22 protein-coding genes are annotated in these 26780 nt (G+C 56.6%); 6 read left to right on the forward strand and 16 right to left on the reverse strand.

All coding sequences use genetic code 11. The features are described 5' to 3' along the window. The first annotated feature begins 135 nt into the window (after positions 1 to 135). Positions 136 to 3612, forward strand: coding sequence for an indolepyruvate ferredoxin oxidoreductase family protein (locus ACN0YD_RS10585; protein ID WP_417319558.1), 3477 nt, complete (start codon positions 136 to 138; stop codon positions 3610 to 3612). Positions 3613 to 3636: 24 nt separating this feature from the next. Continuing rightward, a complete protein-coding gene (gene hisC / locus ACN0YD_RS10590) occupies positions 3637 to 4725 on the forward strand; it encodes a histidinol-phosphate transaminase (RefSeq protein WP_417319560.1) in 1089 nt (362 codons plus the stop codon). Between the two features lie 3 nt (positions 4726 to 4728). Here hisC and ACN0YD_RS10595 read toward each other — a convergent pair whose 3' ends face one another. Then, the gene (locus ACN0YD_RS10595) at positions 4729 to 5211 is read right to left on the reverse strand and encodes an Lrp/AsnC family transcriptional regulator (protein ID WP_417319562.1); all 483 of its coding nucleotides are present in this window, start codon (positions 5209 to 5211) and stop codon (positions 4729 to 4731) included. 122 nt (positions 5212 to 5333) lie between these two features. Between ACN0YD_RS10595 and hppD the strand changes: the two genes are divergently transcribed. The 4 genes from hppD to ACN0YD_RS10615 all read left to right on the forward strand — a co-directional run bounded on the left by hppD (position 5334) and on the right by ACN0YD_RS10615 (position 8884). Then, positions 5334 to 6386: a 4-hydroxyphenylpyruvate dioxygenase gene (hppD, locus tag ACN0YD_RS10600; protein WP_417319564.1), complete on the forward strand. Its 1053-nt coding sequence runs from the start codon at positions 5334 to 5336 to the stop codon at positions 6384 to 6386. A 265-nt stretch (positions 6387 to 6651) separates the two neighbouring features. Further along, positions 6652 to 7611 carry a DNA cytosine methyltransferase gene (locus tag ACN0YD_RS10605; RefSeq protein ID WP_417319566.1) on the forward strand — a complete coding sequence of 320 codons (960 nt, stop codon included), beginning with the start codon at positions 6652 to 6654 and terminating at the stop codon, positions 7609 to 7611. After that, positions 7611 to 8456, forward strand: coding sequence for an NgoMIV family type II restriction endonuclease (locus tag ACN0YD_RS10610; RefSeq protein ID WP_417319568.1), 846 nt, complete (start codon positions 7611 to 7613; stop codon positions 8454 to 8456). Before ACN0YD_RS10605 ends, ACN0YD_RS10610 begins: the two co-directional genes overlap by 1 nt. A gap of 2 nt (positions 8457 to 8458) precedes the next feature. Beyond that, entirely contained in the window at positions 8459 to 8884 is a 426-nt protein-coding gene (locus tag ACN0YD_RS10615; protein WP_417319569.1) for a very short patch repair endonuclease, read from the forward strand. A gap of 189 nt (positions 8885 to 9073) precedes the next feature. On the opposite strand, the gene ftsZ is transcribed toward ACN0YD_RS10615, so the two are convergent. The 15 genes from ftsZ to mraZ all read right to left on the reverse strand — a co-directional run bounded on the left by ftsZ (position 9074) and on the right by mraZ (position 26486). Then, the gene (gene ftsZ / locus ACN0YD_RS10620) at positions 9074 to 10810 is read right to left on the reverse strand and encodes a cell division protein FtsZ (RefSeq protein WP_417319570.1); all 1737 of its coding nucleotides are present in this window, start codon (positions 10808 to 10810) and stop codon (positions 9074 to 9076) included. A 163-nt stretch (positions 10811 to 10973) separates the two neighbouring features. Next, on the reverse strand, positions 10974 to 12227 hold the full coding sequence (gene ftsA / locus ACN0YD_RS10625; RefSeq protein ID WP_417319572.1) for a cell division protein FtsA: 1254 nt from the start codon (positions 12225 to 12227) through the stop codon (positions 10974 to 10976). Next, positions 12227 to 13111 carry a cell division protein FtsQ/DivIB gene (locus ACN0YD_RS10630; protein WP_417319573.1) on the reverse strand — a complete coding sequence of 295 codons (885 nt, stop codon included), beginning with the start codon at positions 13109 to 13111 and terminating at the stop codon, positions 12227 to 12229. The genes ftsA and ACN0YD_RS10630 overlap by 1 nt, the downstream gene beginning before the upstream one ends. Then, on the reverse strand, positions 13099 to 14013 hold the full coding sequence (locus ACN0YD_RS10635; RefSeq protein ID WP_417319574.1) for a D-alanine--D-alanine ligase: 915 nt from the start codon (positions 14011 to 14013) through the stop codon (positions 13099 to 13101). The genes ACN0YD_RS10630 and ACN0YD_RS10635 overlap by 13 nt, the downstream gene beginning before the upstream one ends. Continuing rightward, positions 14010 to 14936: a UDP-N-acetylmuramate dehydrogenase gene (murB, locus tag ACN0YD_RS10640; RefSeq protein WP_417320211.1), complete on the reverse strand. Its 927-nt coding sequence runs from the start codon at positions 14934 to 14936 to the stop codon at positions 14010 to 14012. Before murB ends, ACN0YD_RS10635 begins: the two co-directional genes overlap by 4 nt. 5 nt (positions 14937 to 14941) lie before the next feature. Next, positions 14942 to 16384 carry a UDP-N-acetylmuramate--L-alanine ligase gene (gene murC, locus ACN0YD_RS10645; RefSeq protein WP_417319576.1) on the reverse strand — a complete coding sequence of 481 codons (1443 nt, stop codon included), beginning with the start codon at positions 16382 to 16384 and terminating at the stop codon, positions 14942 to 14944. After that, positions 16381 to 17616 carry an undecaprenyldiphospho-muramoylpentapeptide beta-N-acetylglucosaminyltransferase gene (gene murG / locus ACN0YD_RS10650; RefSeq protein ID WP_417319578.1) on the reverse strand — a complete coding sequence of 412 codons (1236 nt, stop codon included), beginning with the start codon at positions 17614 to 17616 and terminating at the stop codon, positions 16381 to 16383. Before murG ends, murC begins: the two co-directional genes overlap by 4 nt. Further along, positions 17613 to 18761, reverse strand: coding sequence for a putative lipid II flippase FtsW (ftsW, locus tag ACN0YD_RS10655; protein ID WP_417319580.1), 1149 nt, complete (start codon positions 18759 to 18761; stop codon positions 17613 to 17615). Before ftsW ends, murG begins: the two co-directional genes overlap by 4 nt. 13 nt (positions 18762 to 18774) lie before the next feature. After that, on the reverse strand, positions 18775 to 19863 hold the full coding sequence (mraY, locus tag ACN0YD_RS10660; RefSeq protein ID WP_417319582.1) for a phospho-N-acetylmuramoyl-pentapeptide-transferase: 1089 nt from the start codon (positions 19861 to 19863) through the stop codon (positions 18775 to 18777). Positions 19864 to 19879: 16 nt separating this feature from the next. Further along, positions 19880 to 21313 (reverse strand): UDP-N-acetylmuramoylalanyl-D-glutamyl-2,6-diaminopimelate--D-alanyl-D-alanine ligase, encoded by a 1434-nt coding sequence (locus tag ACN0YD_RS10665; RefSeq protein WP_417319584.1) that lies wholly within the window; start codon positions 21311 to 21313, stop codon positions 19880 to 19882. Beyond that, complete coding sequence (locus tag ACN0YD_RS10670) at positions 21310 to 22821, reverse strand: UDP-N-acetylmuramoyl-L-alanyl-D-glutamate--2,6-diaminopimelate ligase (protein WP_417319585.1); 1512 nt, start codon at positions 22819 to 22821, stop codon at positions 21310 to 21312. Before ACN0YD_RS10670 ends, ACN0YD_RS10665 begins: the two co-directional genes overlap by 4 nt. Further along, entirely contained in the window at positions 22818 to 24533 is a 1716-nt protein-coding gene (locus tag ACN0YD_RS10675; RefSeq protein WP_417319587.1) for a peptidoglycan D,D-transpeptidase FtsI family protein, read from the reverse strand. The genes ACN0YD_RS10670 and ACN0YD_RS10675 overlap by 4 nt, the downstream gene beginning before the upstream one ends. Then, the gene (gene ftsL, locus ACN0YD_RS10680; protein ID WP_417319589.1) at positions 24530 to 25021 is read right to left on the reverse strand and encodes a cell division protein FtsL; all 492 of its coding nucleotides are present in this window, start codon (positions 25019 to 25021) and stop codon (positions 24530 to 24532) included. Before ftsL ends, ACN0YD_RS10675 begins: the two co-directional genes overlap by 4 nt. Continuing rightward, complete coding sequence (rsmH, locus tag ACN0YD_RS10685) at positions 25018 to 26013, reverse strand: 16S rRNA (cytosine(1402)-N(4))-methyltransferase RsmH (RefSeq protein ID WP_417319591.1); 996 nt, start codon at positions 26011 to 26013, stop codon at positions 25018 to 25020. Before rsmH ends, ftsL begins: the two co-directional genes overlap by 4 nt. Further along, positions 26010 to 26486, reverse strand: coding sequence for a division/cell wall cluster transcriptional repressor MraZ (mraZ, locus tag ACN0YD_RS10690; protein WP_417319592.1), 477 nt, complete (start codon positions 26484 to 26486; stop codon positions 26010 to 26012). Before mraZ ends, rsmH begins: the two co-directional genes overlap by 4 nt. Between the last annotated feature and the right edge of the window lie 294 nt (positions 26487 to 26780).

Consider the following 26780-nt stretch of genomic DNA (forward strand, 5'->3'; position numbering starts at 1 on the left):
TATAATGCCCTTTTATATAGTATTTTTAGATTTATTTGCCTTTTTTATAGAATTTTTTGGCAAATATCGCAAGGACATTCCCTGTCATTTGGCCGTATCATGCTTAGAACAAAAAACAGGGGCCAATTAAAAAAAATGACCATTGAACCGGGCAGCTTCGATGCAAGCTACCAGCTTGACGACCGCTATGAGAAAAATGACGGACAGATTTTCCTGACCGGCACACAGGCGCTGGTGCGTCTGCCGATGATGCAGGCTGCACTTGACCACGCCAACGGCTTCAAAACCGCGGGCTTCATCTCCGGCTATCGCGGCTCCCCGCTCGGCGGCTATGACATGGCACTGTGGAAAGCCCGCAAATATCTCGATCAGGCCAATGTGAAATTCCAGCCCGGCATCAACGAGGAACTGGCCGCAACCGCCGTCCTCGGCTCCCAGCAGGTAGAACGCAACCCGAAAGCCGACTATGACGGCGTTTTCGGCATCTGGTACGGCAAAGGCCCCGGCGTAGACCGGGCCGGCGATGCGCTCAAGCACGGCAATGCCTTTGGCGCCTCCCCCCGGGGCGGTGTTCTTGTGATTGCGGGCGATGATCATAACGCGGTCTCCAGCAGCATGAACCACCAGAGCGAACAGGTGATGGAAAGCTGGATGATGCCGGTCCTGGCCCCTGCCGGACTGCAGGACTATTTCGATTTCGGCCTTTACGGTTTCGCCCTCAGTCGCTTCAGCGGCTGCTGGTCCGGTTTCATCGCCACCAGCGAGGTGGTGGAAAGCGCCGGCACCGTTAATCTGGACCTGATCAACCGCTCCTTCATTATCCCCGAGCACGAGGGCTATGATCCGGCAAAGCTTCATTACCGCTGGCCCGACCCGTTCCGGGAAATCGAACATCGCCTGATGGACCACAAGCTGAAGGCGGTTGACAATTTCGCCCGCCACAACAGCCTGGATAAAATGATCTGGGATTGCCCGAAACCCCGGCTCGGCATCGTCACCAGTGGCAAGGCCAGCCTCGATCTTGCGGAAGCCCTGCGCATGGCTGGCATTGACAAGGCCAAAGCCGAAAAGAACGGTATCGCCCTGCTCAAGATCGGCATGACCTGGCCGCTGCAACAGGACCGGATCAAGGATTTTGCCCGTCGCTGTGACAAGCTTCTGGTGATCGAGGAAAAACGCAGCTTCGTGGAGCTGCAGATCCGCGACATTCTGTTCAACATGCGCACCGACGAACGCCCCCTGGTGATCGGCAAACAGGATGAAAAGGGAGCCCCACTCCTGAAATCCACCGGCGAGTTCTGTCCGGAAGAAGTGCTTGAGGCCCTGCTGCCGTCTTTGAAACAGCTTGGTCTGGAAGACGACATCGAAACCAGACTCGAGCTATATAAAAAGAAAAAATCCCTGATCGGCGCCTTTGATCAGAAGGACATGCGCACCCCGTACTTTTGTTCCGGCTGCCCCCATAACCGGTCGACCAAAGTGCCGGAAGGTAGCCGGGCCCTGGCCGGGATCGGCTGTCACTTTATGGCCACCAAAATGGAACGTGATACCGAATGCCTGACCCAGATGGGCGGCGAAGGTGTCAACTGGCTGGGCCAGGCGCCCTTCACCCATGAAGGGCATATTTTCCAGAACCTGGGCGACGGCACATACTATCATTCCGGCCTTCTGGCGATCCGTCAGGCAGTCGCTGCCGGCGTCAATATCACCTACAAAATCCTGTATAACGACGCCATTGCCATGACTGGCGGCCAGCCGCTGGAAGGCACCCTGACCGTCGACCAGATCAGCCGACAGCTCCATGATGAAGGGGTGAAAGTGATCCGGGTACTCAGTGACGAACCGGAAAAATACGCCGGATGGGCCAAGTTCGCGTCCGACGTTCAGGTGCTGCACCGGGACGACCTGGAAGAAGTGCAGAAGGAACTGCGCGAGATCAAGGGTGTCACCGCCATCATCTATGATCAGACCTGTGCGGCGGAAAAACGCCGTCGTCGCAAAAAGAAAGAATTTCCCGATCCGCCAAAACGGGCCTTCATTAATGAACTGGTTTGTGAAAGCTGTGGCGACTGCTCTGTAAAAAGCAATTGTGTGTCCATCGTGCCGGTGGAAACCGAGCTCGGCCGCAAACGTTCCATCGACCAGTCCAGCTGCAACAAGGATTATAGCTGCATTGAAGGTTTCTGTCCTTCCTTCGTCACCGTGCACGGCGGCGAAGTGAAAAAAGGCAACCGGCAGGATCCTGTGGCCCTGGCAAGTGAGCTGTCCAACCCCAGCCTGCCCGAAATCCGCGACAGCTATGACATTCTGATCACCGGCATCGGTGGCACCGGCGTGGTCACCATCGGCCAGATCATCACCATGGCTGCCCACCTGGAAGGTAAATCTGCCTCTGTCCTGGACTTCACCGGTTTCGCCCAGAAAGGCGGCTCTGTTTACAGCTATGTACGGCTTGCCAACAAGGCGGAAAATATGGACGCCGTGCGCATCGCCACCGGCCACACCGACCTGCTGCTGGGCTGTGACATGGTGGTGGCCGGAAGCCCGGAAAGCCTGCGCACCCTGGACAAGGACCGCAGCCATGTGATCCTTAACGCCCACAAGACACAGACCGCCCAGTTTACGCTCAACCGGGATGCGGATATTCATGACGACCTGATCCGGCGCAACCTCACAGCAATGGTCGGTGATAAGCTGGATATGATCGAGGCCACGGCGCTCGCCACCGCCCTGATGGGCGACAGCATCGCCACCAATATGTTCCTGATGGGCTATGCCTGGCAGAAGGGCCGCCTGCCGCTCAGCCTCGACGCCCTTTACCGCGCCATCGAGCTCAACGGCGTGGCCGTGGAAAGCAATAAACAGAGTTTTGTCTGGGGTCGTCTGGCCGCCGAAACACCTCACGAAGTCCGGGTCTCCCTACCCGGATCGGCGGCCGGACGCTACCTTCCCGAAACCCTGGAAGAAAAAACCGCCTATCGGGCCAAAGAACTAACGGCCTATCAGAACAAGGCCCTGGCCGATAAATATCTGGCCCTGGTCGAGCGTACCAGAAAAGCCGAACAGGCCATCCAGGCCGGCAGCAATGCCCTGACGGAAGCTGTAATGCGCAACTATTACAAGCTGCTCGCCATCAAGGATGAATATGAAGTGGCGCGCCTTTACACAGACGGTCGTTTCCGGGAGAAGCTCTCCGCCCAGTTCGACGGGGAATTTACCCTCAAATTCCATATGGCGCCGCCCCTGCTGGCAAAAAAGGATGCGGAAGGTCATCTGAAAAAAATGTCCTTCGGGCCCTGGATGTTGCCGGCGCTGAAGCTTGTGGCGAAAATGAAAGGCCTGCGCGGCACCGCTTTCGACATTTTCGGCCGCACCGAAGAGCGTCGGATGGAACGCCGCCTGATCGGGGAGTATGAATCCCTGATCGATGAACTGCTTGACCATCTGGACAAGGACAATCTGGAGCAGGCCGTGGCCCTCGCGTCGTACCCCGAAGACATTCGCGGGTTCGGCCATGTTAAGGAAAAATCCGTCCATGAGGTTGAAGCCCGGGTTCAGAAACAGCTTGACGATTATCGGCATAACGTGATTTCACATATAGCCGCAGAATAAATATAAAAGAGTACAGGACCAGACATGACCGTATCCCCCCGCAAGGGCATCCTCGACATCACCCCCTACAAACCCGGCGAGTCCAAAATTGCCGGCGTCGACCGCATCATCAAGCTGGCCTCCAACGAAAGTCCGCTCGGCGCAAGTCCGAAAGTTTATGCGGCCCTTGAGCAGGCGATGGAAAAAGACCTGGCCCTTTATCCGGATCCGGCCTGTACGGAACTGAAACAGGCCATCGGTGAGGTGCACGGCATCGATCCGGCTCAGATCCTTTGCACCAACGGCTCCGAAGAAATGCTGACCCTGCTGGTGCGGGCCTATGTGGGTGATGATGACGAGGTGATCCTGTCCAAATACGGCTTCCTGGTGCCGCCGCTGATGACCATGGCCGCCGGCGGCAAGCCGGTTCTGGTCGCGGAAAAGGACTATGTGGCCGATATCGACGCCATGATCGCCGCCCAGACGGCGCGCACCAAAATGGTGGTGCTGGCCAACCCCAACAATCCCACCGGCACTTACCTCCCATACAGCGAGATCAAGCGCCTGCGTGACGGCCTGCGCGACGATGTCCTGCTGGTGCTGGATGCCGCCTATGCGGAATATCCTGAAACGGACGATTATAACGCGGGCATGGAGCTGGTGAATAACAGCAGGGACAATGTGGTCGTGACCCGCACCTTCTCCAAAATCTACGGCCTTGCGGCGCTCCGTGTGGGCTGGGCATATGTGCCGCCTGCCGTGATGGGCATCCTTAACCGTATCCGTGGCACCTTCAATGTGAACAGCTTAAGCCAGGTTGCCGCCGCGGCCGCGGTGATGGACCAGGATCATGTGGACAAGGCCCGAACCCATAATAACCGCTGGCTGCCGCTAATGACGGAACGGCTCGAAGCCATGGGCATCGGGGTGACCCCGAGCCTCGGCAACTTCGTGCTTGTCCATTTCGCCTCGGATGAACAGGCCGGTGCTGGCAATGAATTCCTGCGGTCAAAAGGCATTATCGTGCGCCCGGTCGGCAACTACGGCCTGACCTCATCACTGCGCATTTCCATCGGCCGGGACGAGGAAAATGAATCCTGCCTTGAGGCGCTTCTGGACTTTATGCAGAGCTAATCCCTACTCCAAACTCAGCGCCGTGGAATATTTCACCTGCCGCATGGCGAAGCTGGAGGTGGAGGAGGCCACGGCCGGATGGCTGAGCAGCGTGCCGCTGAGGAACTTCTCGAACCGTTCCACATCCCGAACCCTGACCACCATGGCATAGTCATAGGCGCCGACCACGGCGAAACATTCCAGCACCTCCGGCCGGCCGGCGATGAATTTCTCGAACTCCTGCCCGGTGCCGGTGCCCTGGTGGGTCAACCTGACACTGACCAGCGCGCTGACCTGCATGCCCACCTGTTTGGCATCCAATAGCGCCACCCGCCCCCGGATCACCCCCGCCTCCTCCAGGCTCTTGATCCGGCGCCAGACAGAGGTCGGCGACAGCCCCGCCTTGTCGGCAATTTCCTGGTGCGTCAGGGTCGCATCCTGCTGGATCAGGGTGAGGATTTTCCGGTCTACCTCATCAAGTGCAATCGTCATTTCAAAACCGCTCATTAAGTGAAATTGTATTCCTATTTTAACCGGTTTTTCCCAATATGAAAAACAATATTTCACCATATCCGGGGTATAATTCTTCCATACTATAAAAATCAGGTTTTATGCTTCAGGAGACCGCTATGGCAGAATTGTTTGAAAATCCCATGGGACTGGACGGCTTCGAATTCATCGAATATGCCTCCCCGGAACCGGAAAAACTGCGCGCCCTCTTTAAACAGATGGGCTTCAAAACCGCGGCCCGGCACCGGCACAAGAATGTGACCCTGCACCGCCAGGGCGATGTCAACTTCCTGATCAATGCGGAGCCCGACAGCTTCGCCCAGCGTTATGCCTTTGCCCACGGCCCCAGCATCTGCGCCATGGCCTTCCGGGTCAGGGACGCCAAGCAAGCTTACGAACGGGCGCTCAAGCTCGGCGCCAACCCGGTGCCGATGGATGTGGCCCCCATGGAGCTTTATATCCCGGCCATCGAGGGTATCGGCGGCAGCCGCCTGTATCTGGTCGACCGTTACGGCGAAAACACCATCTATGACGTGGATTTCGTGCCGGTGGAGCTCGAGGATGAAAAGGACGTCGAGGACGCCGGCTTCCAGTTCATCGACCACCTGACCCACAATGTCTATCAGGGCCGCATGGCCTATTGGGCCGAGTTTTACGAGCGCCTGTTCGGCTTCCGGGAGCTGAAATATTTCGATATCGAAGGCCAGAAGACCGGCCTCACCAGTAAGGCCATGACCAGCCCCTGCGGCAAGATCCATATCCCGCTCAATGAATCCAAGGACAACAAGTCCCAGATCGTCGAATATCTGATGGAATATCGCGGCGAAGGCATCCAGCATGTGGCGCTGCATACGGAGGATATCTACAAGACCGTGGATGTGCTGCGCGCCCATGATGTGAGCCTGCAGGAGACCATTGATGCCTATTTCGACCTGATCGACGATAGGGTCGAGGGGCACCAGGAAAATGTCGAGGAGCTGCGCAAGCGCAACATCCTGATCGACGGCACCCACGACCAGGGTATCCTGCTGCAGATTTTCACCAACAATGTGATCGGCCCGATCTTCTTCGAGATCATCCAGCGCAAGGGCAACAAGGGCTTTGGCGAGGGCAACTTCAAGGCCCTGTTTGAATCCATCGAGCTCGACCAGATGCGCCGGGGAGTTATTTAAAGGTTATAAAATAAAGTATCTGTCAGAAACCAAAGCGGGCCCCAACGGGCCCGTTTTTTTATGTTGCAGCAAATAGCTTTTTAGCATTAAAAATATTAATGTTCACTTTTTGTTCCTTTTATTGTACCTTATCAAAACAAGACAGGCACACACCATATCAAGCAAATAAAATGTAAATGCGTTCTTCAAATCCTGTTGCGCATTTTACTGTGCTTGGTACAGTGCTTAATCGTTCAAATTTAGCAAAGAAAAGGACGGAGACAGAATGAGCAATCTCACATGTGTTGAAATATGTGCAGGAGCTGGCGGACAAGCTTTAGGACTTGAAAATGCTGGTTTCGATGCTGAAGCATTAGTCGAGATTGATGACCGTTGCTGCGAAACACTTCGTCATAACCGTCCCAAGTGGAATGTCGTGGAAGGCGATCTGAAAGAATTTAAAGGTACACTATACAAAGGAATTGATTTACTGGCTGGTGGCGTACCATGCCCCCCTTTCTCAAAAGCTGGAAAACAACTTGGACACAATGATGAAAGAGACCTTTTTCCGGAAGCCTTAAGGCTTGTGGATGAAATACGACCAAACGCTGTCATGCTTGAGAACGTGAGAGGGTTTCTTGACTCGGTGTTTGATGATTACCGCATGAAGCTTAAAAACGAGCTAAATAAGATGGGATATTGGGTAGATTGGCGACTTTTAAATGCTTCAGATTATGGCGTCTCCCAATTACGCCCCAGAGTAGTGATTGTTGCTATCAAGAACGAGCTCGCAGAGAATTTCGAATGGTGCACCCCACATGGAGTTAACCCACCAACCGTGGGAGAGCTTTTGCTTGACCAGATGAAAGCCAACGGATGGGTAGGCGCTGCCAAGTGGGCAAAGCAAGCGGATGATATTGCGCCAACCATTGTTGGGGGATCAAAGAAACATGGTGGACCAGATCTTGGGCCAACAAGGGCTAAGAAAGCTTGGGCCTCCTTGGGCGTAAATGGCATGACCATTGCAGATGAACCTCCAGCATGGGACCATGTTGGCATGCCACGCTTAACTGTACCTATGGTCTCTAGGATACAGGGTTTCCCAGATTCTTGGACATTTTTGGGTAAAAAAACGCCTGCCTATCGGCAAGTAGGAAATGCCTTTCCTCCACCAGTTGCAGAGGCCGTTGCTTATAAAATTCACGAAGCACTCTCCATTCGCAGGTCAGTGCAGGTGGTCGCCTAATGAGTGAAGCCTGGTTTACACAAGCAAGGAGTGAGTTCCATGCTACTCTTCTAGCCTCCATCTTAACCCGTAGCGAGGGCGGTGTTCCGAGCAATGCGGACAAGGGTAGTAAACCCAGCCGAGAGATTGCGAGTTCAATCCTCGAGCAGCTTGGTCCTGCCAACACCGCACCGAAACTGCCCGGTCAAACGGCAGGTGCTGACTTTGAAGGGGTCTGCGCAAGCTTTGTTCGTGTTTGTTTCGATCGAATGCGTCACCTTCGCCCTGGTACTTTCACGGTAACGAAAGGCGGAGGAATTGCCATGTTCGATCAATACGCGCACTTGGATGATCTGGAAGCCATCGCCAAAGCAAATCGGGAAATTGCAACAGCCATAGGTTCGGACTATTTAATTAAGCCCGATATTGTTGTCACGCGAGCGCCAGAGACTGATGCGACTATCAACGCGCAAGGCGCTTTAGTTGATCATGACACTGCGCGGCTTTCAAGTTTGCGAGCAGCCAATCAGTCTCTTGAAATTCTCCATGCTTCGATCAGTTGCAAATGGACCTTGCGCAGTGACAGGGCACAGAATGCGCGCTCAGAAGGGCTGAATTTAGTGCGTAACCGAAAAGGGCGACTACCACATGTCGCCGTAATTACTGGCGAACCAACACCGGGGCGGGTTGCCTCCTTAGCGCTTGGTACCGGCGATATCGACTGTGTCTACCATTTTGCACTCTACGAATTGCGTAACGCACTTGTGGAGCTTGGCAAAGAGGAGACACTAGAGCTTCTCGATACTATGGTTGAGGGAAAGCGCCTTAGAGATATATCGGACTTGCCTCTTGATCTCGTTACCTAATTATGGCTGATCAGCTCTCACCTCAGCACCGCAGCTGGAACATGAGCCGTATCCGCGCCAAGGACATGAAGCCAGAGATGCTTGTCCGCAGGTTAGTACATTCAATGGGGTATAGGTACCGGCTTCATCGCAAAGACCTTCCCGGCAAACCTGATCTTGTATTTCCCGGCCGTCGCAAAGTAATTTTTGTACATGGCTGCTTTTGGCATCAACACAACGACCCTGCATGCAAAATTTCACGCAAACCAAAATCTAATCAAGAATATTGGCTCAATAAGCTAGAACGCAACATAATACGGGATGCAGAGCATCAGACCCGCCTTCAAGAACTGGGGTGGGATATATTGGTAATATGGGAATGTGAAGTTAAAGCCAGGCATGGATTAGAAGAACGGTTGCGAAACTTTCTTGAAGACGTGCAGGAATAACCCCCCAAAGAAAAAAGGCGGGAAAAACCCGCCTCATCTTCAGTTCAGGGGAAAATACTGAACTCGAACTCTACTCGAACATCAACTCAAAAAAACTCGATCCCTGTTCTACCTGTAGTTTTTATTGTTATCCCACTAATTAACCTCGTTAGCGACCTTCCCCCATTCGCCAAAATCAATTTGCCTTTTTTAATTCGCCTGGCGGCGCAGGAAGGCCGGAATTTCCAGATGATCCTCGTCCTTGGCGGCCGCTTTCGGCTGCTCGGGCACAATGCGTTCCCCGGCCGTCAGCGGAGAACGGGTTTGCTGAGGTGCAGGCTCTGCTGCGGGCCCTGCTGGAGTTTCCGCAACCGGCCCGGCAGGGGTTTCAGCCTGCAACTGCTGCCGGATTTCCTCCTGCTGGCGGATCGGATTGGCGACAGGGGCCGCAGGGGCCGACGGTGCTTCCTTCACCTTGGGCGCGCCCAACAGGTCGCCCTGCTTCAGGACCGGTTCCTTGCCCGGCCTAGTCTTTTTTTTACCGCCCAGCATGGAGCCGAAAATATTCAGACGGCCGGATTTCTCCTCCGCCCCGCCGTTGACCATGGCAGCCTCGGCATAGGGATCGGCCTTGTCGCTGAGCTCTTCCGGGCGGCTTTCCGGCAGTACCGGCTCGGGTGCAATAAAGGGGGCCTCCCGATCTTCTTCCACAGAAGCAGGCTCTTCCGCCTCGCGGGCGCCGACAATGCTGCTGTCGAGCTGGCTCAGCAGTTCATCGGTATCGTCATCCTCGTCATGAAGCTCATCGGTAAGTTCCAGCGGCTCTTCCCGCACGGTTTCCCCGGCCAGGTCCATGGCTGGCGGCTGCACGTCTTCCGCGACAACAACTTCGGCGGCTTCGGCGGCAACGGCGGCGGCTTCCCCGACCTGCGGCTTGCCGAAGTTATAGGTACGCACGGGGGTTTCCATTTTCGGCTGGGCGGCGCCGTCGATGCCGGTGGCGACAACGGAGACCCGCATCTTGCCTTCCAGGTCCGGGTTCAGCGCGGAGCCGACCAGGATATTGGCGTCCGGGTCCACTTCGTTACGAATGCGGTTGGCGGCTTCGTCGACCTCGAACAGGGTCAGGTCCATGCCGCCGGTGATGTTGATCAGCACGCCCTGTGCGCCCTTCATGGACACTTCATCCAGAAGCGGATTGGAAATGGCGGCTTCGGCAGCTTCGAGCGCCCGGCCCTCGCCGGAGGCTTCGCCGGTGCCCATCATCGCCTTGCCCATTTCGCTCATCACGGTGCGCACATCGGCAAAGTCCAGGTTCACCAGGCCCGGCATGACCATCAGGTCGGTAATACCGCGCACACCGGAATGCAGCACTTCGTCGGCCATGGCAAAGGCGTCGGCAAAGGTGGTGTGCTCATTGGCGATACGGAACAGGTTCTGGTTCGGGATGATGATCAGCGTATCGACATATTCGGAAAGCTCGGAGATGCCCTGCTCGGCCAGTTTCAGCCGGCGGGAGCCCTCAAACTGAAACGGCTTGGTAACCACGCCAACCGTCAGGATGCCTTTTTCCCGGGCCTTCATGGCAATCATCGGTGCCGCGCCGGTGCCGGTGCCGCCGCCCATGCCGGCGGTGATAAAGGCCATGTGGCATCCTTCCAGATGCTCTTCGATCAGTTCCATGGTTTCCTCGGCCGCGGCACGCCCCACTTCGGGACGCGCACCTGCGCCAAGACCCTGAGTCAGTTCCGCGCCAAGCTGGATTTTCTGTTCAGCCCTGGAATGCGCCAGTGCCTGCGCATCGGTGTTGGCAACAATAAAATCGACCCCCTGCAACTGGGAAACAATCATGTTGTTTACCGCATTTCCACCGGCGCCGCCGACGCCAAAAACGGAAATTTTCGGTTGCAATTCCGTTAACTCCGGAGTCGTAAATTCAATGGTCATTCTGGCCTCCTGGCTGCACTGAACATCCCGAGATTCAGTGTTGCTGAACAATTAGTTAATAACAATTTACCTTATGCGAATCGGACTGTCTAAACAAAAATGCTCTCCGAGTCGTTTTTTTTACAATCCGAGTCGTTTTTTGCCCTGAACCGAGTCATTCGGGTCAAAAATTCTCCTTCACCCAGCGGCTGATGCGGGAAAACACCCCCAGCACCGGTTGGGTCTCACTATGAAAATGCACTTCATCCGGCCGCGTCGCCGCATAATTCAGCAATCCGGCGCAGGTGGAAAACACGGGCCCCGCCGTCGCATCGGCCAGACCGTCCACACTCAGCGGACGGCCCATGCGGATATGGCGTTCGAATTTATCGGTGGCAAAGACCTTTTTCGCCAGCTCCTCGAGCCCGTTCATCTGGCTCGCCCCGCCGGTAATAACGATGCGCCGTCCGACCAGCGCGTCAATGCCGGAAGACACCAGCCGGTCGCGGACAATTTCCAGAATTTCCTCCATGCGCGGCCCGATGATCTGGGTCAGCATGGAGCGGGGAACGGTGGTGGTATATTCGCCGCCATCGTCACCGGTTTGCACAATATCGATCTCGTCACGCACCATGGCCCGGGGGAAACAGCTGCCGAACAGGGTCTTGAGCCGTTCCGCACTGGCCAGCGGCGTGGACAGGCCCTGGGCAATATCACTGGTCACATGGTTGCCGCCCAGCGGAATGGTGTCGGCAAAAATAAACTCGTCATCCTTGAAGGCGGCGATAGAGGTAAGGCCACCACCCATGTCGATGCAGACACTGCCCAGCTCGCGCTCGTCCCGGACCAGGCTCGACAAGCCGGACGCATAAGGGGACAACACCACACCGGCGAGATTGAGATGACAGCGGTTGATACAGGTCTGCAGGTTCTTCAGGGGACTGACCGCCACCGTGGCCATATGCATGTCCACACCCAGCTTTTCCCCGTACATCCCGCGCGGGTCCTTGACCCCGTTGACCCCGTCGATGCTGTAACTTGCCGGGCGCGAATGAAGCACGAAACGTTCCTCGGCACGGATATGTTCCTTGGCGCCGTCCAGCACCCGCATGATATCCGCCTCGCTGATCTGGTGCCCGGCCACATCCACTTCCACCGCGAAATGGCGGCTTTCCGGCTGGCCCGACGAAATATTCACATAAACATTCTCGATCGGGCTGCCGCCGGCCATGCGTTCGGCGGTATCGACCGCGGCGCGAATAGAGGTTTCCGTCTCTTCCATATCGACAACGGTGCCGGCCTTGATGCCCTGGGACACCTGGTGGCCGATACCGATAACCTGCGGCCTGCCCTGGTCACTGATACGGGCAATGAAACAACAGATCTTGCTGCTGCCGATATCCAGTGCGGCAATGATATTGTCACGGGACCCGGCCATCAGATCTGTTCCTCTTCGGCATTTTCCGCTGCCAGTCGGCGCCGACGCTCCGCCTCTCCGGGCGTCAGGCGAATAAAGGTTTTGTCTTCCAGACGAAGGTCCACAGCCAGAATTTCCTTTTCCAGTATCTTTTCATCCCGCTGCAAACCGGCAAGTTTCTCCAGCGCGGCGGGTACATTTTTTTCAGGCAGGCGCACGGTAACGCCCTGTTTCATCAGCAGATCCCAGCGCCGTGCCCCAACCCGGACGGCGCTTTCCACATTGTCAAATATTTCGGGCCAGGCCTCTCCCATCTCCAGATAGCCGGCAAGAGACATATCCGCCCCGCGCCCCACCACCATGGGCAGGCCGGCAAAATGGGCCAGCTTCTGATCGGTGATCCGCCTGCCATCCCGGGTCACCAGCCACAGGTGCCCCTCGATCTGCCACAGGGCGGCCGGTTCATGTTCAGTGATCCCGACCGTCAGAATATCGGGCATCGACCGGCCGATGCTTGCCCTTTCGACCCAGTCCAGGGCCTCTACCCTTTCCCGCATGCTTTTCAGGTCAAGGGACATGATATTTTCACCATGCTGCACACCCAAGGCCTTGCGGATATCGTCGAGCGCGGTCTGCTTCTGCCCGTCGATACGGATTTCCGCAACCACCAGCCCGGCATCAGTCAATCGTTCTTCCACCCGTTCTCCGGTATCACGCACCGCCTCGGAGACAATGCCGCTCTGCCAGAGATAGACGGACACAATCACGACCATGGCCACGGCCGCTGCACTCAGGCCGCGGACGAAAATATCTTTCTGCCGCCGCCGTTTGAGGCTTTGCGCTTCACGTTCTCCCCTTTTGAGGGGCTCTCTGTTCCTTTTAAGGAAGGACATCAGCGATTGCATGAAGCATCCTCCACCATCCAGCTGACCAGTTCCTCAAAGGAAATATCCACATGGGCCGCCTGTTCCGGCACCAGGGACAGGTCGGTCATGCCCGGCTGGGTATTGACCTCCAGAATATAGGGAATCCCATCACCGTCCGGTCCGTCATCCAGACGGAAATCGGCCCGGCTCACCCCGCGGCAGCCCAGAACCCTGTGCGCTTCCAGCGCCAGATGCATAAGCCGTCCGGCCATTTCGTCATCCAGCGGCGCGGGCACCAGATGTTCGGTCTTGCCGTCCTGATATTTGGCTTCATAGTCGTAGAAACCGCTTAAGGGACGCAGCTCGGTCACGGCCAGCGCCTTGTCGCCCATCACGGAGACGGTAAGTTCCCTGCCGGGCAGAAACTGTTCCGCCATCAACAGGCTATCCGTTTGCCAGGGACCCGGTTTGTCCGGGGTCAGGTTATCGCCTTCCCGCACAATCACCACACCGACGCTTGATCCTTCATTGGCCGGCTTGACCACAAAAGGTCGGGGCAATGGATCATTCCGGAAGAGCTCGTCACCGGAAATCAACCGGTCTTCGGCACAGGGAATACCCACCGTGCGGAACATATTCTTGGCGACAATCTTGTCCATGGCCACCGCAGAGGCCAGCACACCTGAATGGGTATAGGGAATTGTCAGAATTTCCAGCAGGCCTTGGATACAACCATCCTCTCCCCAGCGGCCATGCAGGGCATTAAAGGCCACATCGGGCTTGATCCGCACCAGATCCGTATAAACATCGGGCGTGACATCAAGTTCGGTCACATTATATCCGGCCCGGGTCAGGGCGGCCGCTACCGCCGCGCCACTCATCAGCGAAACCTCGCGTTCGGCGGACCAGCCGCCTTTCAGGACCACCACATGCTTGCTCATGCCCTGTCCTCCGCTTTGGTCCCGACGATGCGGATTTCCCATTCCAGTTCGACACCTGATGTTTTCCGGACGCGACGACGAACTTCCTCACCCAGATCTTCCAGGTCTGCCGCGGTGCCGTTCTCGTCATTAATCAGAAAATTACAATGTTTATCAGAGACATGTGCCCCGCCGACCCGCAGGCCGCGACAACCGGCATCATCAATCAGCTGCCAGGCTTTATGCCCCTCGGGGTTCTTGAAGGTGCTGCCACCGGTACGGGTTCTGAGCGGCTGGCTTTCTTCCCGCGCATCGGCAATTTCCTGCATGCGCCGTTCGATATTTTCCTTCAGGTCCGGCGTGCCCTCAAGGGTCGCTCCTGTGAAAATCAAATCTTCCGGCAAGGCTGAGTGACGATAACTATATCCCATGTCGGCACGTGAAAAGCGATGTTCGTTCCCGGCCCGGTCCAGCGCCTGCGCCTCAACCAGCACATCGGATATTTCCCGTCCGTAAGCACCCGCATTCATCCGCACGGCCCCGCCAATGGTGCCCGGGATGCCGCGCAGGAATTCCAGCCCCCCCAGATCCGCATCACGTGCAGCGGCGGCCACGGCAATGTCCGGCGCACCTGCACCGGCGTAAACCTGTTCACCCCGGGTCTCGATGCGGGCGAATTTTTTGCCGAAACGTACCACAACACCAACAAAACCGCCGTCCCGGATCAGAAGATTAGAGCCCACCCCGAGACACAGCAACGGGACTTCGCGCGGCAAGCGGCGCAGGAAAGAGGCCAGATCCTCTTCATCCTCCGGTGTATAGAGCACCGCAGCAGGCCCCCCCGCCTTGAACCAGGTATGCCGGGCCAGCGGCGCGTCAAATTCATATTTGCCGCGTACGCTGGGCAGCCTTTCGGTCAGAGCAGGAAATGTTGCCGCAGACATGCTCATCAGGCGCCATCTCCCTTCAGCTTTTTCAACATCTCCGGCAGATCGTTTGCCCACTGGGTGATAGTACCGGCGCCGAGGCAGATAACGATATCGCCGTCCTCGGCAATTTCTGCAATCCTTGAGGGCAGGTCATCCATACCCTCGACTGCCGACACCTGGCGGTGCCCGAAACTGTGCAGACCTTCAATCAGACTGTCCCGGTCTGCCCCCTCAATGGGGCTTTCCCCGGCCTCATAAACCGGGGCCACAAAAACCGTATCCGCATTGTTGAAACAGGCACAGAATTCATCAAACAGGCTTTTAAGCCGGCTGTAACGGTGGGGTTGCACCACGGCAATCACCTTGCCCTGATAGGCCTCACGGGCCGCGGCCAGCACGGCGGCGATTTCCACCGGATGATGGGCATAATCGTCCACGATGGTGACACCGCCCACCTGATCCACACGGGTGAACCGTCTTTTCACACCGGAAAAGGCCGCAAAGGCCTTGCGGATGACCTCGGCCTCAACCCCCATCTCATGGGCGACGGCAATGGCCGCCAGCGCATTGAGCACGTTATGACGGCCCGGCATGGGCAGAACTATATTTTTCAGGGTTTCCACACTCTCGCCCTGACGGTTGCTGATTTCCACATCGAAATGGGCGTTGCCGTCCCTGAACTTCAGTCCCATGCCTCGAATATCCGCCTGCGGGCTGAAACCGAAAGTGACAATCTTGCGATCGGTAATGCGGCCGATCAGGGCCTGGACCTCGGGATGATCGACACACATGGCGGCAAAGCCGTAGAAGGGCACGTTCTCGACAAAGGTGCGGAAAGCTTCCTTTTCCGTTTCAAAATCACCGTAAAAATCCAGATGTTCCGGATCGATATTGGTCACCACCGCCACGGTGGAGGGCAACTTGACGAAGGTGCCGTCGGATTCATCGGCCTCAACCACCATCCAGTCGCCTGCCCCGAGGCGGGCATTTGTACCGTAAGCATTAATGATGCCGCCGTTGATGACAGTCGGGTCGTAGCCTGCCGTATCCAGCACCGCCGCCACCATGGACGTGGTGGTGGTCTTGCCGTGGGTACCGGCAATGGACACACACCATTTCAGGCGCATCAGTTCGGCCAGCATTTCCGCCCGGCGGATCACCGGCATCTTGCGGGACCGGGCTTCAATCATTTCCGGATTGTCCGGACGAATGGCAGAGGACACCACAATACCCCACGCCCCATCCAGGTTCTCCGCCTTCTGGCCGATTTTTACATCTATGCCAAGATCGCGCAGACGTTTCACGTTGGCATTTTCGGAAATGTCGCTGCCCTGGACCTTGTAGCCAAAATTATGCATCACTTCGGCAATACCGCTCATGCCGATACCGCCGATACCGACAAAATGCAGGATTCCGATATTAATGGGGTGGCCGATGCTGGGCGGCTGTATATTTTTATTCATGGCCGCTCCCCTGCAATAAGCACCGGCCGTGGTTTGCTGTTCTCACTCGATTTACTCTCTTCTTCTTTTTCCGAAGGCGTATGGATGGCCTCCAGTTCGTTTGTCTTGATCACGCCCGCATCCCCCTTGACCAAGGCAAGGCGCTCCACCAGGTCCGCCAGGTCCTTGACTGCATAGGGCTTGCCCACACGGCGGCTGTCTTCCGCCGCCCGCCAGACGTCCCGCGGCCTTTTGGCCAGACGCTGCAGCATCTTGGCCAATTCGCTGGGGTTGAATTCCTTTTCATGGAAAATCCAGGCACCGCCGGCAATGACCAGTTCCTTGGCGTTTTCCATCTGATGATCGTCCGTGGCATGGGGGTAAGGCACCAGAATGCCCGGCCGTCCCGCCGCCGTCAGTTCCGAAATAGTGGAGGCCCCGGCCCGGCCGATCACAAGATGGGCCCATTCCATACATTCCGGCAGATTGGCAATAAAGGTGGAGAGCTCCACGGCAATTTTTGTATCCGCATAAACGGTGCGGACGGCTTCAATATCTTCCTGACGGCACTGCTGGGTAATCTGCAGACGGCGCTGCACCGCCCTTGGCAGGGTGGAAATGGCCGCCGGCACTACTTCGCTGAAAATCCGTGCGCCCTGGCTGCCGCCGATCACCAGTATGCGAAAAATCCTGTCTTCGCCGATGGGCGGATAGGTCCGGTCGCCAAGATCAACAATTTCCTGTCGCACCGGATTGCCGGTCACGACAACATATTTATATTTCTCCCAGTCCGCCTTCAGGGTATTTTCGAAGGACAGCGCCACTGCATCCACTTTTTTCGCCAGATAGCGGTTGACCCGGCCCAGCACGGCATTCTGTTCATGCAGGCAGGCGGGAATGCCCATCATCACCGCCGCCCTGAGCGCCGGCAGGGACGGATAGCCGCCGAAGCCCACCACCGCTCCCGGCCGAAGCCTGGATAAAAGGGAGCGCGCTTCCATAATTCCCCCCAGGACCCGGAACAAGGCGCCAATTTTTCCCAACAGGCCTTTACCGGCAAAAGTGGCGCTTTTCACCGTCAGGATTTTCACATCCTTAAAATAATCGCGATAGGCAAGCCCCCGCTCGTCCGTAATCAGGGTGACCCGATGACCGCGACGGATCAGTTCATCCTTGAGAGAGACCGCCGGAAACATATGGCCTCCGGTGCCGCCGGCAGAAAGCACGATATGAGAGGTGCGCCGTCTTTTCATACCAGCCTCCAGCCCGTTGCCGGGTTTGCCTGGCCGTAGCGGCTGTTGCGCCGGGTAAGCGCCAGCACCATACCCATGCCGATGGACAGGGACACAAGTGAGGAGCCGCCATAGCTGATGAACGGCAGAGTCATGCCCTTGCTGGGCAGAACAGCCAGATTAACCCCCAGATTGATAAAGGCCTGCAGGCCAAGCTGTATTAGAAGGCCGGATACGGCAAGGAAAACAAACAGATCGGTTTCCTTCATCAGGTTCACCATACCCCGGATCACAATCACGGCAAACAGGCAGACAATCAGGACACAGATGATGATGCCGAATTCCTCCCCGGCAACTGCGAAAATGAAATCCGTATGGGCGTCAGGCAGGATTTTCTTGACGGCCCCCTCGCCCGGGCCGCGCCCGAAAAGACCACCGCTGTTAAACGCATTCATGGCCATGTCCACCTGATAGGTATCGCCGCTTTCCGGGTTAAGGAAACGGTCGATCCGGCTGGTCACATGGGGCAGGAACGAATAGGCCATGACAATACCGCTAAGCCCCATGCCTACAAAGGCCCCGACCCAGACCATAGGGAGACCGGCCATAAAGAACATGGTGCTCCAGACCACAGAAATGAGCACCGTCTGTCCGAAATCCGGCTGGATCACAAGCAGGCTGACCACCAGGAAATAGAGCCCGGTCGCAATCTTCCAGCCGGGAAATCCCGGACTTTTCCGGGCCTCGGAAAACATCCAGGCGGAAACGATAATAAAGGCCGGTTTCATGAATTCGGACGCTTGCAGGGTGAAGCTGCCAATCCTAAGCCAGCGGCGGGCGCCCTTGGCCTCCGGACCGATCATCCAGGTCAGCACCAATAGGAAAAGACAAACCAGGAACAGGATTGTACCCAGCCGGCGCACCATGCGCGGCGGCAGCAGGGATACCCCGAACAGGCAGACGAGGGATACTAAAAGGAACAGAAGCTGCCGGCGGACGAAATGGAAACTGTCCAGGCCCAGCTTTTCAGCGATGGCCGGACTTGCGCCGAAAGTCATGACAATCCCGAGCCCGATCAGAATCGCAAGCGACATCAGCAACCAGCGGTCAACCGTCCACCACCAGTCGCTGAGGATACTTGTATCTGTCCGGGAAAATACTGTCATTCGCGCTCCCGCCCTATCTGAGTTTCAATGTTGCAAGGCCAATCAGGGCCAGAAGCACCGCGATAATCCAGAACCGGATCACAATGGTCGGTTCTGCCCAGCCTTTTTTCTCGTAGTGATGATGGATCGGCGCCATACGGAAAACCCTTTTCCCGGTCAGTTTAAAGGAAACCACCTGCATGATGACAGACACGGTTTCCAGAACAAACAGACCGCCCACGATGGCCAGCACAATTTCATGTTTCGCGATCACCGCCACGGTGCCCAGCGCCCCGCCGAGGGAAAGGCTTCCGGTATCTCCCATGAAAATCATCGCCGGCGGTGCATTATACCACAGAAACCCGAGCCCCGCGCCAATGATGGCGGCACAAAAAACCGCAAGCTCACCAGTCCCCGGGACATAGGTCACCTGCAGATAACCGGAATAGATGCTGTTGCCCACCAGATAGGAAATGAAGGCAAAGGTCGCCGCCGCGATAATCACCGGCATGATGGCAAGCCCGTCCAGACCATCGGTCAGGTTCACACTGTTGGACGACCCCACGATCACCAGAATGGCAAAGGGAATGAAGAACCAGCCCAGGTTGATCATGGTATCTTTCAGGAACGGCAGCGCCAGCATGTTACGGACTTCCGGCGCCGAAGCTTTGGTAATGATCAGAACCGCCGCCAGCGCCACGATGATTTCAAGGATCAGCTTCACCCGCCCGGAGACACCGGCGGAACTGGATTGTGTCACCTTGCGATAATCGTCGAGGAAGCCGATCACCCCGAAGCCGCTGGTGACCGTCAGACAGGCCCAGACATAGGGGCTGCTCATATCCATCCACAATAATGTGCTGAGCGTCAGGCCCAGCAAAATCAGGAACCCGCCCATGGTGGGGGTGCCCTGCTTGGTCAGGATGTGGCTCTCAGGCCCGTCCTCGCGGATAGGCTGGCCCTTTTTCTGACGCACTTTGAGCCAGCCGATGAGCCAGGGGCCACAAAGAAAACTGATCAGAAAGGCTGTAAACAGTGCCCCGCCGGTCCTGAAGGTCAGGTATCGGAACAGATTGAACAGGCCAAAATCATCACTAAGGGGGTATAACAAACTATAAAGCATTTTGGATCCGTTCCGATTACGCGCTAACTGCTTTTTTAATGTTTGGTGCAGCCATTTCAAGCATTCTGTCAACCAGCCTGGACATGCCGCTGCTGTTTGAGCCCTTGACCATCACCACGTCCTTGTCCTGCAGGTCCCCGAGAAGGGCTGGCTCCAGATCATCGAGTTTGAGAAAATGGGCGTAATAGATGCTTTCGTCCATATTTTCCGCAAGGTGTTTCATATTCTCCCCCACCAGATAAACCCTGTCGATTTCAGCCTCTTTCAGATTTTCGGCGAGGCCCGCATGCAATTCTTCCGTCTCGTCTCCCAGTTCGGCCATGTCGCCGAGCACAGCAATACGCCGTCCGCGAGGCGCCAGCCTGACCTGGCTTTGTCCGGCCAGCGCCGCCCGCATGGAGGCGGGGTTGGCATTATAGCTTTCATCAATCAGCAGGAAGGAGGCCTCTGACCCGTCCCTGAAGAAAATCCGGTGACGTCTGCCACGCCCTTTCAGCGGTGTCATTTCCGCAAGCGCCAGACCGGCCAGGCCCAGGTCGCCGCCAACCGCATCTACCGCCGCCAGCACGGCCAGGGAATTCATAATCCAGTGGTGGCCCAGCATGCCGATCTTGTAGACCATGACCTTGGACGCCAGGTCGGCAACCACGCAGCTGCAGGTATCATGCATCACCTGCCGCAAAATATGGACGTCGGCTTCGGGGGCGCTGCCGAAGGAAACAATACGTTTGACACCGGCCTCTTCAGCTCTCTGGTTAAGTCTTTTGAAATGGGCATTGTCATGGTTGATGATGGCCACACCGCCGTCTTCCATGCAGGTAAAAATTTCAGCCTTGGCGTCGGCAATGTCCTCGACACTGTCGAAAAATTCACCGTGAGCCAGCTCCACGGTCGTCACTATGGCCACATGGGGACGCACCAGCTTCACCAGTTCGGCGAGTTCGCCCTTGTGATTCATGCCCAACTCGAAAACGCCGTAAGCCGCATCCCGCGGCATCCGGGCGAGAGACAAAGGCACGCCAATATCGTTATTGTAGCTGAGAATGCTGGCATGGGTCTTTTTATCCCGTCCAAGCGCAAGCCGGAGAGCTTCCTTGGTGCCGGTCTTGCCGACGCTTCCGGTGACGGCCACAATCGGGATATCAACCCGGGCCCGGGCCGACTTGCCCAGCGTGACAAGCGCCTCATACACATCCGGTACCACAATCTGCCGGACTGTATCGACACCGTCGACCAGGCGGCTGACCACGGCGGCGGCAGCTCCCTTTTCCAGGGCCATGGCCACATAGTCATGACCGTCCGAATTGGGGCCGGACAAAGCAAAAAACAGATCGCCGTCCTCGATGGTGCGGCTGTCAATGGAAATGCCGGAACAGGCCAGCGCCTCATCAACCTCTACCTTCCAGACATCGGCCAGTTCCCGGCCGGTCCATAATAGTTCTTCTGTCATGACCGTATACCTCCCGGGGTCGTGCCCCGCCCCTCTTTTTCCACGGAAAGACTTGCAATGGCCGAACGCACTTCGGACACATCGTCAAATTCATGTATTGTGCCGGCGATTTCCTGGCCCCGCTCGTGCCCCTTGCCGGCCACCAGCAACAGATCGCCAGCCTCAAGCCCGGCTACGGCCTGACGAATAGCCTGGCCCCGATCCCCCACCTCTGAAGCATCAGGGCAGCCTTTGAGAATTTCAGCGCGGATCGCCGCCGGATCCTCCGAGCGCGGGTTGTCGTCTGTTACATAAACCCTGTCCGCCTTGTCGCAGGCAATCTGTCCCATCTGTTCCCGCTTGCCGGTATCGCGATCACCGCCGCAGCCGAACACCACCGACAGCTTGCCCCGCACATGGGGACGCAGGGCTTCAAGCGCCGTCTCAAGGGCATCGGGGGTATGGGCGTAATCCACATAAATACGGGCACCGGAGGGATGACGTGCCGCCTGCTCCATGCGTCCCTCTACCGATTTCAGATAGGCCAGCGAATTAAAAGCCTGAACGGGATCACCGCCGCAACCGATCACAAGGCCCACAGCCATCAAGGCATTGATGGCCTGGAAGCTGCCCACCAGGGACAGCTTGATATCATAGAGGTGGCCTTCATAGGAGACGGTAATTTCCTGTCCCGTCGGATTGGACGCCTGGTGCAACAGCCGGATATCGCCGTCATGACGCCCCACCGTGATCACACGATGTCCCCGCGCCCAGCAGATATCCGCCACTTCCCGCACAATGGGACAGTCCGCATTGAGCACAGCCGTACTGCCTGGCTTCATCACTTCCCCGAACAGGCGGCTTTTGGCATAGAAATAATTTTCCTGGCTGCCGTGATAATCATAGTGATCCCGGGTCAGGTTGGTGAAAGCCGCTGCCGAAATATTGAGCCCATCCAGCCGGTATTGGGCAAGACCATGGCTGGAGGCCTCGAATACCACATGGTCGATACCAAGATCGCAAAGGTCGCTCATAGCCTTGTGCAGGGTAACCGGGTCGGGGGTTGTCATGCCCGTATATTCATTATATTCCGGCGCCACCACCCCCAGCGTGCCTACTGAAGCCGCCTTGAGGCCCATATGTTCCCAGATCTGCTTGGTAAAGGAGGCTACAGAGGTCTTGCCATTGGTGCCGGTCACAGCCGCAAGATGTTCCGGCTGCCGCTGGAACCAGGCTGCCACCATCAGCGGAAAAATCCGCGCGGGCACCTCATGGGTTATCCAGGTCACAGACTGATCATCCAGCCGGGCCGAGGGTGTGCACAGAACCGCTACAGCACCACTTTTTACCGCATCGCTGATGAAATCCGCACCATTGAATTTAAGCCCGGGAAGTGCCACAAAAACGAAGCCCGGCGCCACCTTGCGACTGTCAGCCGTGATACCGCAGACTTCCACGTCACCGGTGACGGCAAGCCCGGCAGTATATCCGGCTCTGGCATCCTTCAGTAGTTCGGAAAGCTTTATCAATGGTGACTATCCCTGTCAGCAGAGGTTAAAATCAGGTTTTCATATCTCGGTTTTCTGCGCATTTTCGGCAGAACCCCCAGAAGCGGACCAATCTGGCGGACAACTTCTCCCACAAGGGGGGCCGCCGTCCAGCCGCCGCTGGCCATGTAAAAGGTTTCTTCGGTACCCCTTGGTTCATCCAGCATGGCAAACACCACATAGCGGGGATTATCCATAGGGAAGGCCCCGATAAAGGAAGAAATCAGATCCTTTTTGCGGTAACCGCCCTCACCCGGCTTTTCCGCCGTGCCCGTTTTGCCACCGACAAAATACCCCTCTACGTCCGCCGCGTTGCCAGTACCATATTCGACGGCGAGCCGCATCAGATCGCGCATGGTCCGACTCGTTTCTTCCGAAATAACCCTGGGGATTTCCATGGGACTTTCTCCCCCGGAAATAAGGAACCTTTCACTGTCACTTTTACGTAGCAAGGTGGCAGGAATATGACGTCCGCCGTTGATCATGGCGGAGATTCCGGTCGCCAGCTGAACCGGGGTAATGGCGATGCCGTGACCGTAAGAAACGGTCATCAGTTCCACTTCTCCCCACTGGCGCGGTAAAATTGGCCTGGCGACGCCGGAAAGCTCTATGGCAGGTGCTTCAAACATGCCTATTTTATGCAGAAACTCCCGCTGGTGGTCCGCCCCCACATCCCGGGCCATCAGGGCCGAGCCGATGTTGCTGGAGTAGGTATAGATTTCCGGCACATTGAGCCAGCGCTTCTTGGCATGGTCATCATGAATGGTAAAACGGTCCACTTTCAGGGGATCGGTGGCGTCATATCCACCTTCCAGGCTGACCACTTTCTGTTCAAGCGCCATGGCCACTGTGAAGGTCTTGAAGCCCGACCCCATTTCATAGACCCCCTGGGTCAGCTTGTTGAACAAGGCTTTGCTGCTACCGCCCGGAGGGCTGTTGGGATCGAAGTCGGGCAGGCTGCTCATGGCCAGGATTTCACCCGTCTGCACATCCATCACAAGACCCGCAGCGCCGGCGGCCTGGAACTTATCCATGGACTTCTTCAGCTCTGAATGCAGAACATGCTGCACCCGTATATCCAGGGATAGAACAAGCGGCTCTGCGGACCTCAAAGGGTCGGAAAGATGGTCCTGGAAAAAACGTTCGACACCGGCAAAGGGCTGGGTATCAATGCCCACATAGCCCAGCACATGGGCAGCCAGGTGTCCCTGGGGATATACCCTTTCCTCTTCCTCCTCCAGTTCCAGACCCGGGTTGCCCAAGCTGTTGATCTGCCAGACTTCCTTCGGCGTCAACTTGCGGCTGACCCAGACATGCCTGCGGGAGGATTTCAGCTTGTTGAGGATTTCAGTGCGGTTTTCATTCTTCAGAATATCGGCAATTTCCTTGGCCAGCTTTTCCGGCTCGGAAATCATATGGGGACGCGCCGCCAGTGACGCGGTTTTCAGATTTGTCGCCAGAACAATACCGTTCCGGTCCACGATATCCGCCCGCCCGGCGATATACCCCACCTGCTCATCTTCGGCAAAATGAGTGGTTTCGGAAAGTTCTCCAAACAGGCCGATGGACATCAGCCGCAACAGAAGAAAGCCAAAACCGAGCGCAAAAAGCACCATGGGCACCACAAGACGGGTTCTTGCCGTCTCCATGGCGCCCTGACCGGCCCCTTCAATATGCAGATCAATTGACCTCACTGATTTTTGTCCAGTTTCACCAATATTCTTTCAAAAAGATTTTTTCTCGGGGCCGGCTCTTCCGGTTTTTCCGCCCTTGCCTGTATGACGCCCGGCTGCTCAACCATCCTGACCGGAGCCCGACGGTATTTATCCGGCACTTTTTCGGGCTTGGACTGGGGCAGCAAAAGCCGGAAATTATCTACCGGCAGGCTTGCGGTGCGCACCTCGCCACGACCGGCCACCTGATCCAGGGACGATACCACCTGCAAATATTCTGTCGACTTCAGAGCCAGGAAGCGCTCGCTCAGACGCTGAAGCCGATCCGGACGGGACAGATAGGCCATCTCGGCCCTCAACACCTTGATGGCCGCTTTGTCTTCAAGAATGCGGCTGGCCAGGTCACGCTTGCGCTCCTCGAGCCGTTCAGTCGCTTCCTTGAGGTTATAGACCGCCCCTGCCGAAACCATGACCAGCAGGACCGCAAAGGATGCCACTATCCGTATCATGCTGCCTTCTCCCTCTCTCTTGCCGGTGCCGCCGTTCTGCGACCGGCCCGCAGTTTTGCGGATCTTGACCGCGCGTTCAGATTAATCTCTTCGCGGGACGGCTTTTTTCCGCCGCGAAAAATCATCTCGAATGTCGGTTCCGCGTCCTGTCCCTGTGCCATGGGCAGATGACGGGAACCACGGGCACTTTCCCCGCTCCTCTCCCGGAAAAAATTCTTCACGATACGGTCTTCCAGGGAATGAAAAGTCACCACACACAGCCTGCCGCCGGGTGCCAGAATCTGTTCCGCCGCTTCCAGGCCGCGTTCCAGCTCACCGAGTTCGTCATTCACATATATTCTCAGCGCCTGGAATGTCCGGGTCGCCGGGTGGATCTGTTTCTGGCCGCGGGCTGTCTTTTTATAACCCACCGCACGGCTCACGATATTTGCCAACTGAAGTGTCCGCGTAATTGGCTCTTCCCGGCGCGCCTCCACAATGGCCCGGGCGATGCGGCGTGACTTGTGCTCCTCGCCATAACGATAGATGACATTAGCCAGGTCTTCCTCGTCCATTACATTGACCACATCGGCGGCACTTGGCACATCGCCGCCCATGCGCATGTCCAGCGGGCCGTCCTGCATAAAGGAAAAGCCTCGTTCCGCCTCGTCCAGCTGCATGGAGGAAACACCGATATCCAGGGCTACACCATCCACTTTCTGAATACCTTCTTCAGCCAGCAACTCCCTCATATGGGAAAAACACCCCTCAAGAAGGTGAAACCTTCCGGGATTTTCCTTGCCGAGCTCTGCTGCCGTCGGCACCACATTGGGGTCCCGATCAATGGCCCAGACCGTGCAGTTGGCAGATTCCAGAATAGCCCGGCTATAGCCGCCGGCACCGAAAGTACCATCGACAATGGCCTCTCCGTCCGTCGGCGCCAGGGCGTCCAGCACCTCGTTCATCAGAACAGGGAAATGACGGGGATCAAATTCAACGGGCCGGGCGGTCATGCGCCTGCCTCCACGCCATCACCGCGGCGTTTCCAGCGCAACATGTCGCGGTTTTTGCGGGCCAGTTCGCGGGCCTTGACCAGTTCAGCTTCAAAGGCTTCGGGCGCCCAGATCTGGAAAGTGTTGCCCCGGCCGACAAACGTCACCCGGTCGGTAATACCCGCATACTCCATTAGTTCCTGGGGCAGGATGATACGGCCCTCGCTGTCAAAGGAAAGGCGGGAGCTGGAGGACAGGATGGAAAAGGTAAAGGCGTCATGCTCTTCTGAATAGGGGGCAAGGTCATCAATGCTTTCAGAAAGGCGGTCCAGATAATCCAGATCACAGCCTTCAATGGCATCATGGACAAAGGAGGGATAGGCGACGATACCCTGCCAGGACCCTTCGGGCAGAGAGGCGCGAAAAGGAGCCGGCACAGACACCCGCCCCTTTTTGTCCACTTTATTTGTAAATGTCGAAGTAAATTTCGGCATTTCCCGCTCTGGCTGTTAGCTGGTTATAAGTAATAATTTCTGCTGGCAACCGTCCCCTTTGACAATCACTGTATGGGATATCATGGGATTTAATGCCTAGTCAATGGGATATCATGGTATATTTGTGGGGTTAATAAGAGATTAATAGTCCCCTGAGGCTATAAATGTCCTTTTACATCATGCAGTTATACAGACATGCCATCAGGACACATGAAAGTCCCATTTGGGACCATGTCCGCCCGGATTCAGGAGAAAAAATAGCGGGATTACCCGAATATGCAGATTTTGGGTAAA

Source organism: Emcibacter sp. (assembly GCF_048269205.1).
GTDB lineage: Bacteria > Pseudomonadota > Alphaproteobacteria > Sphingomonadales > Emcibacteraceae > Emcibacter.

What these genes read in the sequence shown, in the direction of transcription:
- hppD (WP_417319564.1), top strand. Translation starts at nt 5,334, where the DNA reads ATGGCAGAATTGTTTGAAAATCCCATGGGACTGGACGGCTTCGAATTC.
- ACN0YD_RS10585 (WP_417319558.1), top strand. Translation starts at nt 136, where the DNA reads ATGACCATTGAACCGGGCAGCTTCGATGCAAGCTACCAGCTTGACGAC.
- ACN0YD_RS10605 (WP_417319566.1), top strand. Translation starts at nt 6,652, where the DNA reads ATGAGCAATCTCACATGTGTTGAAATATGTGCAGGAGCTGGCGGACAA.
- ftsA (WP_417319572.1), bottom strand. Translation starts at nt 12,227, where the DNA reads ATGGCCGGGTCCCGTGACAATATCATTGCCGCACTGGATATCGGCAGC.
- ACN0YD_RS10665 (WP_417319584.1), bottom strand. Translation starts at nt 21,313, where the DNA reads ATGACAGAAGAACTATTATGGACCGGCCGGGAACTGGCCGATGTCTGG.
- ftsL (WP_417319589.1), bottom strand. Translation starts at nt 25,021, where the DNA reads ATGATACGGATAGTGGCATCCTTTGCGGTCCTGCTGGTCATGGTTTCG.
- ACN0YD_RS10635 (WP_417319574.1), bottom strand. Translation starts at nt 14,013, where the DNA reads ATGAGCAAGCATGTGGTGGTCCTGAAAGGCGGCTGGTCCGCCGAACGC.
- ACN0YD_RS10610 (WP_417319568.1), top strand. Translation starts at nt 7,611, where the DNA reads ATGAGTGAAGCCTGGTTTACACAAGCAAGGAGTGAGTTCCATGCTACT.
- rsmH (WP_417319591.1), bottom strand. Translation starts at nt 26,013, where the DNA reads ATGACCGCCCGGCCCGTTGAATTTGATCCCCGTCATTTCCCTGTTCTG.
- ftsW (WP_417319580.1), bottom strand. Translation starts at nt 18,761, where the DNA reads ATGACAGTATTTTCCCGGACAGATACAAGTATCCTCAGCGACTGGTGG.
- murG (WP_417319578.1), bottom strand. Translation starts at nt 17,616, where the DNA reads ATGAAAAGACGGCGCACCTCTCATATCGTGCTTTCTGCCGGCGGCACC.
- ACN0YD_RS10630 (WP_417319573.1), bottom strand. Translation starts at nt 13,111, where the DNA reads ATGCAATCGCTGATGTCCTTCCTTAAAAGGAACAGAGAGCCCCTCAAA.
- mraZ (WP_417319592.1), bottom strand. Translation starts at nt 26,486, where the DNA reads ATGCCGAAATTTACTTCGACATTTACAAATAAAGTGGACAAAAAGGGG.
- hisC (WP_417319560.1), top strand. Translation starts at nt 3,637, where the DNA reads ATGACCGTATCCCCCCGCAAGGGCATCCTCGACATCACCCCCTACAAA.
- ACN0YD_RS10595 (WP_417319562.1), bottom strand. Translation starts at nt 5,211, where the DNA reads ATGAGCGGTTTTGAAATGACGATTGCACTTGATGAGGTAGACCGGAAA.
- ACN0YD_RS10615 (WP_417319569.1), top strand. Translation starts at nt 8,459, where the DNA reads ATGGCTGATCAGCTCTCACCTCAGCACCGCAGCTGGAACATGAGCCGT.
- murC (WP_417319576.1), bottom strand. Translation starts at nt 16,384, where the DNA reads ATGAATAAAAATATACAGCCGCCCAGCATCGGCCACCCCATTAATATC.
- mraY (WP_417319582.1), bottom strand. Translation starts at nt 19,863, where the DNA reads ATGCTTTATAGTTTGTTATACCCCCTTAGTGATGATTTTGGCCTGTTC.
- ftsZ (WP_417319570.1), bottom strand. Translation starts at nt 10,810, where the DNA reads ATGACCATTGAATTTACGACTCCGGAGTTAACGGAATTGCAACCGAAA.
- murB (WP_417320211.1), bottom strand. Translation starts at nt 14,936, where the DNA reads ATGTCTGCGGCAACATTTCCTGCTCTGACCGAAAGGCTGCCCAGCGTA.